15 protein-coding genes are annotated in these 15,159 nt (G+C 38.2%); 1 reads left to right on the top strand and 14 read right to left on the bottom strand.

Annotation, left to right across the window (positions count from 1 at the left end):
- The 12 genes from FXF62_RS02905 to ychF form a co-directional block, all read right to left on the bottom strand.
- On the bottom strand, positions 1-464 hold a 464-nt coding region (locus tag FXF62_RS02905), incomplete at its 3' end, for a sigma-70 RNA polymerase sigma factor region 4 domain-containing protein (RefSeq protein ID WP_149517577.1).
- Between the two features lie 190 nt (positions 465-654).
- Entirely contained in the window at positions 655-1,245 is a 591-nt protein-coding gene (gene rpoE / locus FXF62_RS02910; protein WP_015604416.1) for a DNA-directed RNA polymerase subunit delta, read from the bottom strand.
- A 335-nt stretch (positions 1,246-1,580) separates the two neighbouring features.
- Positions 1,581-3,548, bottom strand: a complete 1,968-nt coding sequence (gene ftsH, locus FXF62_RS02915; protein WP_149517578.1) for an ATP-dependent zinc metalloprotease FtsH — start codon at positions 3,546-3,548, stop codon at positions 1,581-1,583.
- Between the two features lie 17 nt (positions 3,549-3,565).
- The gene (gene hpt / locus FXF62_RS02920) at positions 3,566-4,108 is read right to left on the bottom strand and encodes a hypoxanthine phosphoribosyltransferase (protein WP_045499858.1); all 543 of its coding nucleotides are present in this window, start codon (positions 4,106-4,108) and stop codon (positions 3,566-3,568) included.
- Between the two features lie 4 nt (positions 4,109-4,112).
- Entirely contained in the window at positions 4,113-5,390 is a 1,278-nt protein-coding gene (gene tilS, locus FXF62_RS02925) for a tRNA lysidine(34) synthetase TilS (protein ID WP_149517579.1), read from the bottom strand.
- Positions 5,387-6,670, bottom strand: a complete 1,284-nt coding sequence (locus FXF62_RS02930; protein WP_149517580.1) for a serine hydrolase — start codon at positions 6,668-6,670, stop codon at positions 5,387-5,389. Before FXF62_RS02930 ends, tilS begins: the two co-directional genes overlap by 4 nt.
- Entirely contained in the window at positions 6,663-6,791 is a 129-nt protein-coding gene (locus FXF62_RS10820) for an SP_0009 family protein (RefSeq protein ID WP_125372373.1), read from the bottom strand. The genes FXF62_RS02930 and FXF62_RS10820 overlap by 8 nt, the downstream gene beginning before the upstream one ends.
- Positions 6,792-6,793: 2 nt before the next feature.
- Complete coding sequence (locus FXF62_RS02940) at positions 6,794-7,162, bottom strand: FtsB family cell division protein (protein ID WP_045499867.1); 369 nt, start codon at positions 7,160-7,162, stop codon at positions 6,794-6,796.
- The gene (locus FXF62_RS02945) at positions 7,155-7,421 is read right to left on the bottom strand and encodes an RNA-binding S4 domain-containing protein (protein WP_149517581.1); all 267 of its coding nucleotides are present in this window, start codon (positions 7,419-7,421) and stop codon (positions 7,155-7,157) included. The genes FXF62_RS02940 and FXF62_RS02945 overlap by 8 nt, the downstream gene beginning before the upstream one ends.
- A gap of 88 nt (positions 7,422-7,509) precedes the next feature.
- The gene (mfd, locus tag FXF62_RS02950) at positions 7,510-11,013 is read right to left on the bottom strand and encodes a transcription-repair coupling factor (protein WP_149517582.1); all 3,504 of its coding nucleotides are present in this window, start codon (positions 11,011-11,013) and stop codon (positions 7,510-7,512) included.
- Positions 11,006-11,575 (bottom strand): aminoacyl-tRNA hydrolase, encoded by a 570-nt coding sequence (gene pth, locus FXF62_RS02955; protein ID WP_149517583.1) that lies wholly within the window; start codon positions 11,573-11,575, stop codon positions 11,006-11,008. The genes mfd and pth overlap by 8 nt, the downstream gene beginning before the upstream one ends.
- 72 nt (positions 11,576-11,647) lie before the next feature.
- Positions 11,648-12,763, bottom strand: coding sequence for a redox-regulated ATPase YchF (gene ychF, locus FXF62_RS02960; protein ID WP_149517584.1), 1,116 nt, complete (start codon positions 12,761-12,763; stop codon positions 11,648-11,650).
- 166 nt (positions 12,764-12,929) lie between these two features.
- Between ychF and FXF62_RS02965 the strand changes: the two genes are divergently transcribed.
- A complete protein-coding gene (locus FXF62_RS02965; RefSeq protein ID WP_149517585.1) occupies positions 12,930-13,424 on the top strand; it encodes a DUF1307 domain-containing protein in 495 nt (164 codons plus the stop codon).
- A gap of 241 nt (positions 13,425-13,665) precedes the next feature.
- Here FXF62_RS02965 and FXF62_RS02975 read toward each other — a convergent pair whose 3' ends face one another.
- Positions 13,666-13,860, bottom strand: coding sequence for a DUF951 domain-containing protein (locus FXF62_RS02975; RefSeq protein WP_015604158.1), 195 nt, complete (start codon positions 13,858-13,860; stop codon positions 13,666-13,668).
- 162 nt (positions 13,861-14,022) lie between these two features.
- Positions 14,023-15,159 (bottom strand): DNA polymerase III subunit beta, encoded by a 1,137-nt coding sequence (gene dnaN, locus FXF62_RS02980; RefSeq protein WP_015604157.1) that lies wholly within the window; start codon positions 15,157-15,159, stop codon positions 14,023-14,025.

Genomic DNA, 15,159 nt, shown 5'->3' on the forward strand with positions numbered 1-15,159 from the left:
AAGTCGCTTAAATATTCCTCTAACTCTCGCAACAGGCTTTTACGTCCCTTAAAACGTTCATCGCCTAGTAAGCGGTGGTATAACTCTAGTTGTTCTTTATCTAACTTAGAAGTGTAGGTTGCTAACGAACTTCGAAGAGCAACCAAATCATCTAAGGCTAGTTCTCGCTTACTCAGTCTATGACTAATGGTTCCAACTTCTTCATAAGACTGACGATCGAAGCGGCGTTTTTGGCTCTCTTGCTTTCGAAGAATGTCATGGATATGATTCCGAAATTTTGTCTTGAAGTAGCGATAGAGGCGGCTTTCATCTTGACTGATATCTGGATGGCTTTCTTCCAGCTGGTGATAAACCAGCATACCCTCTTGTTCCCAGTCACTACTCTCCCATAAATGTACATAATAATCCCGTGCACAGCGCCGGACGATCCACTGCACTTTCTCATAGCGTTCCTTGAAGTTCATGTTATCTCCTTTTCCTTTGATAATATGATTCTACAAGAAAAACTCTTCCCTCAGGCCTCCTGTCCCTATCCTGTCTATTTTATACCCTAACTGGTACTTAATGTAAGAAATTTCGACATCTCAGGAACTTTTTAAGACATATCGGAACACAAAAACAACCGCTTTAAAAGCAGTTGTTTTCTCAGGGATATTATTCTTCGTCTTCAACATCCTGATCATCGTCAGAATATTCATCGTCTTCTTCATTTAACTCAACTTCTTCGCCGAGATCATCTGGAGCTATTTCATTGATTTCAGCATCGTAGGCTTCAACCTCACTCTTTTCATCATCTGGATTGTCTTCATCGTATGAAAGAGCTGGATCCTCTTCATATGAGTCCTCATCTTCAGGATCATCATCGCTGTAATCAATTGCATCTTCGTCGCCGTCCATAAAGGCATTAACGCGTTTTTTCTTGCGTTTCTTAGGTTCGTCTTCTTCGTCCGTTTCTTCCAAAGCGATGATTTCTTCATCGACTTCGTCAATCGCATACCAAGAACGAAGGCCCCATTTATTGTCACCAAGTGGAATGAAGCTGCCATCTACATTCAGTTCTGTATAAAATAGAGGCAACGCTTCTCGGATCTCGCTATTTGATTTTTCCAGATAATTTTGAATTTCATTGACAAGCTCATCGAAATACATTTCATGGTCACGCCCGCGCAATTCTAAGATGGCACGTGCTACCTCAATCATCGAAAGCTCACTTTTTTCTTGTCCTGCAAATACTTCTAATTCCAAAGTTATTCTCCTTAAGATTACACAGGCATTTAGCCAGGCATTTTTTCGCTACTTTCTATTGTACGATAAATTTGCCGTCTAGTCAAAAAAATTTCACCTAAGCCATCCGACTTTTCAAGTCCAGCTTTTCTACTATAAATTAGAGCATCTATAAAACAGCACCTTCCTTCAATTTATACATTGACATATTTTGTACCTTTGTCAATGATGTGAGACCTAAAATGTTATTTTGAAGCAATCCATTTGTTAAGCTTTACTANGTTAGACTTTAAAGAATAAAAAAATAGCTTGATTACTAATTGTGTAATCAAGCTATTTAATAAGAAAAGCATCTCTTACTTTTCTTCCATTTTGGACTTAATTTCATCATAAGAAAGGGCATGTGCTTCTCGTTCTAAGTCTTTTTCAGACTCTTCCGGCATCTGACCTGTTTCATAAAGAGATTTAATCTGTGTACTATCCAATGTTTCGTATTTCAACAATGCTTCTGCAATCAACTTGTGGGTTTCACGATTTGATTGAATAATTTCAGCTGCTTTGTTTCGTGCCTCATTCAATAATGAACGAACTTCCTCATCAATCTCATAGGCTGTTTGCTCTGAAACTGATTTCTGAGGACTTTGTGCACCAAACATAGCATGATTACCTTCATATTGAACTGGGCCAAGTTTTTCACTCATACCGTATTCAGTGACCATTGCACGCGCCATCTGTGTAGCTTGTTCAAAGTCATTTGAAGCTCCTGTAGTTTGGACATTAAAGATAATCTCTTCAGCTACACGACCACCCATCAAACCTGCCAATTGCTCTTTCATGTCTTCTTTAGACAGAAGCATTTGGTCTTCCTTAGGCAGAGCAATCATATATCCGCCAGCGCGTCCACGAGGTACGATAGTTACCTTATGTACGACACGCGCATTTGACAATACCAAACCAACAATAGTATGTCCAGCTTCATGATAAGCAACTATTTGACGATCGCGTTCAGAAACCATCTTATCTTTCTTAGAAGGTCCTGCGATTACCCGGTCTTCTGCTTCATCAATATCATCAGCATCAATGACTTTCTTGTTACGACGGGCAGCAACCAAAGCAGCCTCATTCAAGACATTTTCCAAATCAGCACCAACAAAACCTGGTGTCTGCTGAGCAACTAGTTTCAAATCAACATTTTTAGCCAGCGGCTTATTCTTAGCATGAACACGGAGAATAGCTTCCCGACCTTTAACATCAGGACGGCCGACCAAGACTTTTCTGTCAAAACGGCCAGCACGCAGCAAGGCTGGATCTAATACATCCGAACGGTTAGTAGCCGCAATGATAATGATTCCTTCATTGCCTTCGAAACCATCCATTTCAATCAAGAGCTGATTGAGGGTTTGCTCACGCTCATCGTTACCACCGCCAAGGCCAACACCACGCTGACGACCGACTGCATCAATTTCATCAATGAAGATAATGGCAGGGGCTGCTTTTTTCGCATCTTCAAATAAAGAACGAACACGGCTTGCTCCGACACCAACGAACATTTCAACAAAGTCAGAACCTGAGATGCTAAAGAAAGGAACACCTGCCTCACCAGCAACTGCCTTAGCAAGCAAGGTCTTACCGGTCCCTGGAGGGCCTTCCAAAAGAACACCTGCAGGAATACGAGCACCCAGCTTAGTATAACGTTTTGGATCTTTCAGGAATTCAACAACTTCAACAAGTTCTTGTTTTTCCTCTTCTGCACCAGCAACATCTGAGAAGCGTACTTTGATATCTTCTTTATTGGCCGCACGAGCTTTGTTACGTCCAAAATTCATAGCGCCACGAGCACCGCCACCGCCTTGATTCATCATAGACATAAAGATGAAGGCGATGATGATAAATGGAACCAAGGAAATCAAAAGATTAATCCACATTCCACTGGAGCTTTCACGCTTAATAGTCACTTCTGTCTCATGCTCAGCAGCTAGCTTTTGCAAATCAGAAACTGTTGTATCTGATGGCAAAACAACACTAGTAAATCTGCTAACTTTTGAGATTTCCGGACTGAAAAACAGGATTCCTGTCGTATCTTTTGATTCTTTAGGTTTTTTATAAGTACCTGATACCTCGATAATACTACCATTTGGCTGGTAGCTCATCTCTGTAACATTATTATTTTGGATTTCTTTTACTAATTGGCTGTAGTTGATTTGCTGGCTACGACCTGTCGCATTTCCCGTAAAGAAATACTGAAAACCTGTAACAAGGACTACAATAATTAGAATATAGAGAAAAGGATTTTTTATAAAACCATTATTTTGTTTATTTTTCATTTATATCTAGTAAACCTTTATTTTGTATAAACTTCTTCTTTCAAGACACCTACATAAGGAAGATTGCGATAATACTCATCATAATCCAGTCCATAACCCACCACAAATTCATTTGGAATTGTAAAGCAAGTATAGTCCGCCTCAATATCAACAATGCGTCCTTCTGGCTTATCCAACAACGTAGCAATTTTTACAGATGCTGCATTTCTTTCTTTGAACAAATTACACAAATTCTTCAAAGTTTGGCCAGTATCGATAATATCTTCGACAAAAAGAATATCACGACCAGTAATATCTTGATCAATATCTTTGATAATATTAATCACGCCACTACTAGTTGTACCGCCATGGTAACTAGACACCAGCATAAAATCTAATTCAATATCTGTATCCACGTGTTTGATTAATTCGGCCATAAAAGGAACCGAACCCTTCAAAATTCCTACAAAAATAGGCTTTTTACCTTGATAGTCTACTGTCAGCTGTTGGCCCAATTTTTTTGCTGCTGCTACGATTTCCTCATGAGAAACCAATACTTTTTTAATATCTTGTTCTAGCATAATTTTACCTATCTAATTTCTGAATATAAAGTACAGTACTCATTATATCACTTTTTAATTCCTTACTCAAATCACTGATAGCGATATTTACAATTGCCAAGATTTGCTGATTTTGCTCAACAACAATCGCTTTTTCTCGTTCCTCAAATGGAATTTTTTGATCAATGAATAGCCGACGAAGTTTTTTGTGATGTCCTTTCAAACGAAGATAATCACCTGTTTTCCTGTGACGTAAAAGAAGTGGTGTTTCACGTGAAACTGCAATCGTTTGAACATTTTCACCCTCCAAAGGAGTGCCAAATGAGAATTGATAGTCCCCAAATTGAATTTGATTACCACATTCTAACAGAATTGAGTCCATTTTCAAATCAGACCTACGACTGATTTTTCTGATTTCAAAGTGCTTATAATCTTTAACCAACTCATATCCATCCTTCAAAGGGTGAATATAATTAGCCTTGTTTCGTAAGATGCCTAAGATTTCTTCAAATTGCTTTTTATTTAGATTTAAAGAAGGAAATTTCTTCAAATACTCCTGCAGAAGGAAATTTTGAACTTCTGGAATTTGCCGCTCAAACACTTCAAGTTTTGTAATGTCAAATCCCTGCGTCAGATGAGACAGGGCTGTCTGTAAATCCTCAACTTCTTTCCCTAAAGAAATCAGAGAATCCTTAAAGCGTGGATTTTCCTTTTCAAGACTGGGAAGATAAAGATTGCGAATCCTATTTCTGAGATAGTCATTTTGAAAATTGCTCTTATCTTCAAAATGCAAAATATCAGGAAAATCTTGCTTATGAAAATAAAGTAGAGGTCGGATTAATTCCCCGTTTGCAAAGGGTTGAACCTCTGTCATTCCAGACAAGTGGCGCAACCTTGCTCCTCTTAAAAACCTCATAAACACCGTCTCGGCCTGATCATCAGCATGATGAGCAGTTACTAAGGCAGTGTAGCCTTCTGTCAGCATGATTTCTTCAAAAAAACGATAGCGAAATCGCCGAGCTTTTTCCTCAGAAAAATCACCAGAAAAATTTGAGCTGAAAAATTTCACACCAAGTTGCTGGGCAAAATTTGACAGCTCTTTTTCTTCCATATTTGACTCTGGACGTTGCTTGTGGTTGACATGCGCTATCCCCAGCTCAATCTCCAGCTCTTCCCTATTCTGGTACAAAAGATGGAACAAGGTCATCGAATCCAAGCCACCAGAAACTGCTACCAACACTTTCCGATGATTTTGAAAATACCGCTTTTCCTGCATTTGTTTGCGAAACTTCTGATCGATCATTTCAGAACTCCGTACACATCATCCGCGATTTTAGAAATTGTATCGTAATCCGAATTATTCGTAAGAATTGCAATGATAAATGGCGAATCCGCATACACAATAGCGACATCATGCTTGAAGTCGTAAGCATCACCGATTTTATGGGCAACTTTTACATTGATATTTTTAGAAATCCGCTGATTATCATAATTTGTCTGAGATAAGGCATCGATAATCATGCCATTTTGTTCATAGATCGCTTCCATGACATTACCAGCCATTCGAGCAGAGGCTTGTCTGCTCTCCACATCCCACTTTTTACCTGCAATTTTTTCAATAGTATTTTGAAATTGGCTATCAGATTGATTGCTTGTATAGTAGGCGAGGATATTGTGGGCCACATTATCCGACTCTTTTGCTACACCATTGATTAAGTCCTGCACAGAATATTCCTTATCATTTGCTGATTTGGAAATACTGCCACTTCCCTCAGGGTCATAGGCACCTGCAAAATCATTGACAGCCGCTGTATATTTTAACTTTTTATCCAAGGAAATGGTATGATTGTTCAGTTGCTCCTGCGCATAATAAAGATAAGGAATTTTCGTCACACTGGCTGAGTACATTTGTTGATCTGGATTGATACCTGCTTCTTTGCCCGTTTCTAGCTGTTTTACATAAATTGAAAAGTCAGCTTTTTTGTACTTAGAATTTAAAAGCTCCTGAACCTTTTCCATTCGATTATCTTCTTGGGAAAGAAAATCAACAGAAACCCAACCTTGACCTTCAATTTTAGCGTACTCTCCCTTAGCTGTTTGAGCAATTTGTACTACCTTTACTTTGCTATAAGCAGGTAGTTTAGCTGCAATCTTTTTAGAAGAGTTGATTGGGATAGTATCGTAGAGCACATAGTTAGGGACCAGCCATCTTTCCTGTTTAACATCTGTGATAGACTGAACCGTATCCTCATAAATGCTATTCTTATCTGCAATTACAAACTGGCCATTCTTTAATTTAAAGATAGGAATCCCAGCTGCATTCACGTGCAACTCTGTCAACTGTAGTGGCTGATCTGGAAAAAGTTTCCCAGCTACCTTAGTCAAAGTAGCATCTGTAAAAGTAGGTGTTTCTTCATAAACATTAGGATTTGTAGGGATACTCGTATGATAACGGCCATAAGCTGTACCTGTCAGCTGATACTTTTCTTCTTCGTCTAAAACAAGTTCCTTTTCAGTACTGATTGCTGTTTGACTGCTCCATAAGGCTGGCAGTAAAAATATCAGCAAAAATAACTTACGCATGACCTCCCCTTTCCTTTTTTGTTTCTTGAAGTTTTAAAGCTTGATTCTTTTCGGATAATTCTGCTAGTTTTTCATCCGAAAAAGATAAAAATTTCTCTATATTTTGAAGTAAATTTTCCATGATTATTGTGGTAATAAATCTGGTGTTGTGTAAATATATTCTCCTTCTTTTGAAAAAGAATACTTGGCACGAGCATATTTGGCAGCATAGCTGTCATCTTTCAACTTAGTAGCGATATCAGACTGATAGCTCTTTTCTTCACCTAATTTTTCATATTTTTTCTGTAGTTGTGCATATTGAGCACGGCGATTAAGTAAAGTTTCGTAGCTCTGGTATAAATTATAGGCTGGAAGAATAAAAAGTAGCATGACTAAAATTAGAACCCATCCCATAAAACGATTTCGTTTCCGACGCTCCTCATCGAGGTATCTGCGACGCTGATTTTCATCTTGGATAAAGCGATTATTTATTTGAACAATATTTCTAGACATTTTCTTCAATCCTTGTCTCACTGATAATTTCATACATTTTAGCAGCATCTTCTTTTTTGGTGCTGTCTTTCATTTCTAGCACCCGCACTGTTAACAGCTTATTACCAAAACGAACTTCAATTTGATCATTGATTTTCAACTCTGTCGAACTTTTTGCCAGGATTCCATTTACCTTGATACGACCTTTATCTGCTACCTCTTTAGCTACAGGGCGCCGCTTGATAATGCGTGATACTTTTAAATATTTGTCTAATCTCATAGTCTTTTCCTCGATTTTCTCTTAATATTCTATCATTCTTTTGAAAGAAACCAAGCCAAAAAGCTGAAATTTTACCGAATTGTAATGTTTATTCAGCTTTTCGATTCTTGATTTCTACCAGTTTCTCACCAAAGTTCAGCAAATTTTCCAAAATCTCGAAATCTTTTTTCTTCCAAACATCAAAAACGACTTCAATCAAGCCTTGCTGCTCACCAATTCGAGCTTTTAGATTTGTCGCTGACAAGGCTTCAAAATAATCCTGAGTCAGATAGATTTGCTGAGAGATTTTTTCAAAACGAATAATGACAGACTCTTGCTTCCGCTCAGCAAGTGCAACAAAAGCCTGATCAAGATAGGACTTGACTAAGCCAATCTCTAATAGGTAAGCCACTACGTCCGGATATTCTCCAAAGCGGTCAATCAATTCATCTTGTAGATGTTCATAGTTTACACGGTTGTCAATTTCACGAATTCTCTTGTAAACTTCGATTTTCTGACGTTCATCAGAAATATAATCACTCGGAAGATAGGCATCAATCTGAAGATTGATTTCAGCATTGCTTTTTTGGCGCTTGATTTCCTTACCTTGCTTCTTAGCAATGGCTTCTTCTAAAAGCTGAGAATACATTTCGAATCCTACAGAATCAATGAAACCAGACTGTGAACTTCCTAAAATGTTTCCCGCTCCTCGGATAGACAAATCCCTCATAGCAATCTTAAATCCAGATCCCAACTCGGTAAATCCTTTAATGGCTTCCAGTCTTTTTTCTGAAACTTCAGTTAGAGTTTTATCCGGCCGATACATAAGATAGGCATAAGCGATTCGATTGCTGCGGCCAACTCGACCACGAAGTTGATACAAGGTTGACAGACCCATGTGGTCAGCATTTTCGATAAAGAGAGTATTTGCATTTGGAATATCGACACCTGTTTCAATAATCGTTGTTGTGACTAAAATATCATATTCGCCATTAACAAAGTCTAAGAGGGTATTTTCTAAACGTACCTCAGTCATCTGTCCATGAACATAACCAATTGAAGCCTCTGGAATCAACTCTTTTAATTCTGAAACTTTTTGTTCAATGGTGTCAACTTTATTGTAAAGGTAGTAAACCTGTCCACCTCGGTCTATTTCACGTAAAACTGCATCCCGAATAACTGTCCTATTATTCTCTAAAACATAGGTTTGGACTGGATAACGATTTGTCGGTGGTGTTTCAATTACCGATAAATCTCGAATTCCTAACATCGACATGTGTAGGGTTCTTGGAATAGGGGTAGCCGTCAAGGTCAGCACATCAACCTTCTTTTTTAGTTCCTTTAACTTTTCCTTATGCTTGACACCGAAACGCTGCTCCTCATCTATCACCAGTAGCCCCAAATCGGAAAATGTCACATCTGCCGATAAGAGGCGATGGGTACCGATAATAATATCAATCTGCCCTTTTTCCAACTTTTCCAGAGTCTCTTTTTGCTCCCCTTTGCTTCTAAAACGGCTGAGAACATCGATATTTACGGCAAAATCATTGAAACGTTCTTTAAAGTTTGTGTAGTGTTGCTGAGCTAAAACAGTGGTCGGAACCAAGATAGCCACCTGTTTATGATCGTTGACAGCCTTAAAAGCAGCCCGCATAGCCACCTCGGTCTTCCCAAAACCAACATCTCCAACCAAGAGTCGGTCCATAGGACGGTCACTCTCCATATCTTTCTTGATTTCCTGAATACTTCTGAGTTGGTCATCTGTTTCCACATACGGAAAGGCATTGTCAAACTCTACTTGATGTTGGTCATCACTAGAAAATTGGAAACCTTTTAATTGACTACGCTCTGCATATAATTTAATAAGGTCATCGGCAATGTCTTCAACCTGATGCTGGACTTTTTGCTTTGTTTTTTGGAAACGCCCATCATTTAACTTGTTAATTTTAGGTGCTTTTCCATCGCTAGCTACATATTTAGACAGAAGGTTGATTTGATCCACTGGAATGGAGATACGATCCGCATTCTGATACTGAATCGTCAAATAATCTCGGTGAACTCCTGAAACTTCAATCGTTTCAATTCCTAAATAGCGACCAATACCATGGATATTATGAACCACATAGTCGCCTTTTTCCAGCTCATTATAGTCTTTCAACCTTTCAGCATTAGAAATATTTTGACGACGAATCCTACGTTTGATTTTTTTCTGAATCATCTCATGTTCAGTAATCAAAACGATTTTTTCATCGACAAAATTAAATCCTTGAACTAGATTTCCTTCTATGAGCTGGACAGCTTTTTCATGGATGTCTTTTTCCTTGATGTAATCTAAATGAATCTCATAATCCTGTAAATTTTTGTGTAAATTTTGTAAACTCGAGGCTGAATTTACCTGCAAGACGACCGTATAATCCGATTTCCTAAAGCGATTGATTTCTTCTTTTAAGAGAGGAAACTGACTAAAAAACTCCTGCATCGGATATTGATTGAATTGATAAAGCGCATCAAATTTTAGATTTCCTAAGCCCTTATGAAAGTTAGAAAAAAATGTAGCAGGTTTATATTTGCGATAGTCCTGATAGTTATTTGCAAAGTATTGTTGATTTGACATTGCTTTACTATTTTGTAAATCATCTGTCAAGATATTGGCAACTTCTAATTCAAACTGGGCATGCTTGTCCATTATCTTTTGAAAATCATCAAAAAATATAGGAGTGTGCATTGGAAAATAGTCTAAAATAGTCCATTCTTTCTGATAGAAAAAGGAAAGAAATTTGCGAATATCTGCATGATGAAATTGCTCTCTAGCAGAGATCAATACTTCTTCTAAATAGGATTTCAAAGACGGATCAAGAACTGTAGAAAGAGCTGCTTCTAGATTTTTCTGGCCTCTTGCATAATCTTCTTCTGTAAATAGAAGATCTGTGACAGGCCCTATCAAAATCTCTTCCACATTTTCAAGAGAAAGTTGATTTTCAGGATTGAAAATTCTTATCCCATCAATCTCATCTCCAAAAAATTCTATCCGATAAGGATATTGAGCCGAGCGTTCAAAAATATCTAGAATATCCCCTCTCAGGCTGTACTCTCCTTGGCTGAGAACTTGCGAAACTTTTTTATAACCGTTCCTTGACAAAGACTTTACTAGCTTGTCAAGATTATATTCTTCACTAACAGAAAGAATAAGCTCAGATTTTTTAAAAATATCAGGCTGGGGCAAGAATAAGCGACTGGCTGCAACGTTGATGATTAGAATACCTTTTTTCTCTTTGTCCGATAAAAATTTCATGTCCTCTAACCGGGCAAAGATTTTTTCTTGGGATGAAAAAACAAACTCAGCCAAAGGTGTATCATCTGCCAAGAAAGTATAGATCTTTTCTTCTCCCAACAAAGAAATCAAATCACTAGCTAGACGCTCTGCTTCGTTTTGACTCGAAGTGATGACTAGGATTTTCTCCTGCTCTTCTAAGCTGCTAGCAATCGCCAAAGCTTTTGTTGAAGCTGAAAGTCCCATCACTAACTGCCGAGTCTTCTTTTGTAACTGTTTCTTCCAGTCTATAATTTGTTTGTTTCGACCAAATAGATCAAGTAGTGTCATTGTCTTATCCATTGTATTGTTGCATTGTTTGCTCAAAATTCTCAGTTTGTAAATAATGATTTACAGCACTGTCAACTTTCTCTAATGTATTTAAAATACTGATATAATCTTCCTCATCAAATTTCCCTAAAACATGATGAATAACTGACATATTATTTTTAGGTCTTCCTATGCCAATTTTTACTCGCTTGAATTCCTGTGTTCCAATATGTTTAATAATGGACTTGATACCATTGTGCCCGCCAGCTGAACCCTTGGTACGAAGACGGATTTTCCCAACTTCCATATCCAGATCATCATAAATAACGAGTAAGTCATCTATATCTAAGCCGTAGTAAGTGAGCAAGGCATGGACTGCTTTCCCACTTTCATTCATAAAAGTAGTTGGTTTTACAAAATAGACTTTTTCTCCATTCAAGAAAGTTGAAGTAATTTCTGCTTGAAAAATCTTATCTGCTGTAAACTTTAGATTTAATTTTTTACACATCTTGTCAACTAACATAAAACCAACATTGTGTTTTGTTTCGAAATATTTATCTCCTGGATTCCCTAATCCAACAATTAATTTTGCCATTTTACTCCTTTATAAAAGCCAAAAGGGCTGGAAATTTCTTTCCAACCTAGGTATTTTAAATTTACACTTGATTTACACGTTAAAGCGGAATTCCATAATATCGCCATCTTGAACGATATATTCTTTTCCTTCTTCACGCAAACGTCCAGCTTCTTTTACAGCTTTTTCAGAGCCATATTTCACTAAGTCGTCATAAGACATCGTCACTGCTCGGATGAAACCTTTCTCAAAGTCTGAGTGAATGATTCCAGCTACCTGAGGAGCTTTCATGCCACGCTTGAAGGTCCAAGCTCGGACTTCCTTTTCACCAGCAGTAAAGTAGGTTCCAAGCCCCAACAGATGATAGGCTGCACGTGTCAATTTGTCTACACCTGACTCTGTCAAGCCAATAGCTTCTAGAAATTCAGCCTTATCTTCATCATCCAATTCAGAAATTTCTTCCTCTGCACGCGCTGAAATGACAACAACCTCAGCATTTTCTGTAGCAGCAAATTCGCGAATCTGCTTCACATAGTCAATATTATCTGGTTCTGCAACTTCATCTTCACTGACATTGGCCACATAAAGCACAGGTTTAGTAGTTAAAAGAAAGAGACCTTTGACGATTTTTTGCTCCTCTTCTGTAAACTCAACTGTCCGAGCTGACAGACCGTCTTCCAGGACTGGCTTGATCTTTTGTAAAACATTAAATTCTGCAACTGAGTCCTTGTCCTTCTGGGTACGAGCCATTTTCTCAACACGCGCATAGCGTTTGTTAATGCTTTCCAGATCGGCCAAAATAAGCTCTAGATTGATGGTCTCAATATCAGCCATGGGGTCGACAAATTCAGACTCACGGCCCTGTTCCCGCATGACATTTTCATCATCAAAGGCACGGACTACATGAACGATAGCATCCACTTCGCGGATATTAGCCAAGAATTTATTTCCCAAACCTTCACCTTTCGAAGCTCCCTTTACAATACCTGCAATATCTGTAAACTCAAATGTAGTGGGAACCTTCTTTTGAGGTTTAATCAATTCTGTTAATTTATCCAAACGAGCATCTGGCACTTCTACCCGACCGACATTTGGATCAATTGTCGCAAAAGGGTAGTTGGCAGCTTCTGCCCCTGCTTTTGTAATTGCATTAAATAAAGTTGACTTACCAACATTGGGTAAACCAACGATTCCTGCTGTCAAAGCCATTCTTATCTTCTCCATTCATCTTTTCAATCCAAACCATTATACCATAAATCCTTATCCTAAACAGCGGATTTGAATGAAAAATTTCCTGCTTTCTGGATAGAAATAAAAAATATTTTCTACAAAAAATGATATAATATAGTTAATATTTTGATAAAAGGAGTTAGCCATGAAAAAAATGACAATTAAAACCTTTGTTCTTTCTTTCTTGACGATGTTTACTTTACTTTTTTTAGCTGCCTGCAGTAGCAGTCCTAAAAAAGCCTATTTTCAGTTGATTGACCAAAAAACCAAGCAAGACAGTCGGATCACTCTTGAGTACAAGGGCGATGATTTGCTGAACAATGAAACCAGCAATGTTTTCTATTATGAGCCTATCGGATTGACAAAAGATACCGCCAAAGAGCAAATTGGGGGCTACATGAAAACCCTGGAAAATATTAAAGGACTTACTAATAAAATCGAGTATAAAGACGATCATTTGACGCAAAAGATAACGATGGATTTTAGCAAGGCAGATATTTCAGAACTGAAAAGCAAACAACTTATCCAAACAGATGGAGACCAAAAAGCTAATTATATCAGTTATAAAGAAACGGTAAAATCCCTCGAAGCTTCTGGTTATAAAGAAGTCAAAGATGGCAAATTTGAAGATCTTAAATAAAAGCAGAAAAACGAGGCTGGGACTTTTGTCCCAGCCTCTCAATTGTCTTTGAATTGTCGAGCAAGACGCAGTGGTTGAGTGGGCTCTACTAGGCTGATTTCATCAGCTTTTACAGCCCTACTCAACTGTGCGGAGGTGGGACGACGAAATCGAATTCTAACGAATTACCGATTTCTGTCCCAATCTCGTTCTTTGTTGATGAGGTATCTTATTCAAAATCAAGCTAAGTCTAAAATATGGACTATTCAATGACCTTCTTCATTTTTCTTTCAAAATCATATCTGCTCATCATGACAACGTGTTCGCAGTTGCTGCAGCGAATCTTGATATCTGCTCCCATGCGGATAACTTCCCAACGATTGGCCTTCTTGCCCGTTGACTTAATGGTACAGGCATGGGGCTTTTTCATTTCTACAAAAGTTCCAAGTTCGTACATCTTCTCTCCTTTTGACAATCTATTTTTTATTCTCTTAAAAATACAGATTGACGCTTTTCTCAACCCTAGCTGTATTATACCACAAGTTTAGAATCAGCTGGCATGCAAATTATAAAAATAAGACAAGGCGGATCGAGTCAACCTTGTCTTAAATCTTATCTTCTAATTGGTACGGACTGGCGTGATCAGCTGGATAAAGTTTTCAGCATCTTCACTTGGAACCAAGGTGAAAGGCCGAACAGCTGAAATAAAGCTGATGGTCACCTTCTCGCTGTCGACTGCCTTTAGCGCTTCGATCAGATAGGTGGGATTGAAGCTGATGGTCAAATCTTCTCCTGACACACTTTCTGTATCAATTTCTTCATTTACGCGCCCAACTTCTGGTGAATGGACATGGGCGCTGACAATGCCCTTCACAATTTCCAATTTCACTGTTCCGTTCTGGGTCGCATTGGACAGAAGACGCGACCGTTCCATGGCATGACGTAAATTATTGGTATTAAAGGTCACAACGCTTGAAAATTCTGTCGGAATCAAGCGGTCTGTGTCAGGATAGTTGCCTTCCAACAGGCGTGTATAGAAGCTGATATTTTCACTTCTAAAGAGAAGTTGATTATTGGCAAAGAAAACCTCTACTGTTTCAATTTCGTCTGTGAAAACAGCTGTAAATTCACGCAGAGAACGGCTAGGAATCACCACATCAAAGTCGTCACCTTTCTTGTCCAAAGTAATTTTCTTTTGGCTCATCCGGTGAGAGTCTGTCGCAACTGTTTTGAGGGATTGGTTATCTGTCAAGACAAAATGAACCCCCGTCAAAATAGGACGACTTTCTTGCGTGCTGGCAGCAAAAGCTGTTTCATTGATGATATTTTTGAGGACTTTTGTTTCTAGAACCAAAGGATTGCTAGTAGAGACTTCTTGGATACGTGGATATTGATCAGCATCTTTTCCTTTTAGCGTAATTTCTGATTTGCCGCTGGTAAGGACGATTTGTTTTTGCTCAATTTCTTTAAAATCAAGCACGATATCTGGCAAGCTAGAAATGACATTGATAAAGAAATTTGCTTCAAGGAGGATAGAACCTGGTGAAGTAATCAAGAGCCCGGCATTCTCATTTTGCACTGAAATGAAGTTTTCAATGGAAATTTGGCCATTGGAACCAATCAAGGTAATGCCTTCTTTCGTTACATCAATTTTAACAGTTGATAAAATTGGAATAGCGTTTTTGGTACTGATAGCTCTCTTAGTTGTATTCAAGGCTTGTAGGAATAAATTTTTGTTAATAGAGAAGTGAATCAT

Origin of the sequence: Streptococcus cristatus, from assembly GCF_008369405.1 — a bacterium.
Classification (GTDB): Bacteria; Bacillota; Bacilli; order Lactobacillales; family Streptococcaceae; genus Streptococcus; species Streptococcus cristatus_G.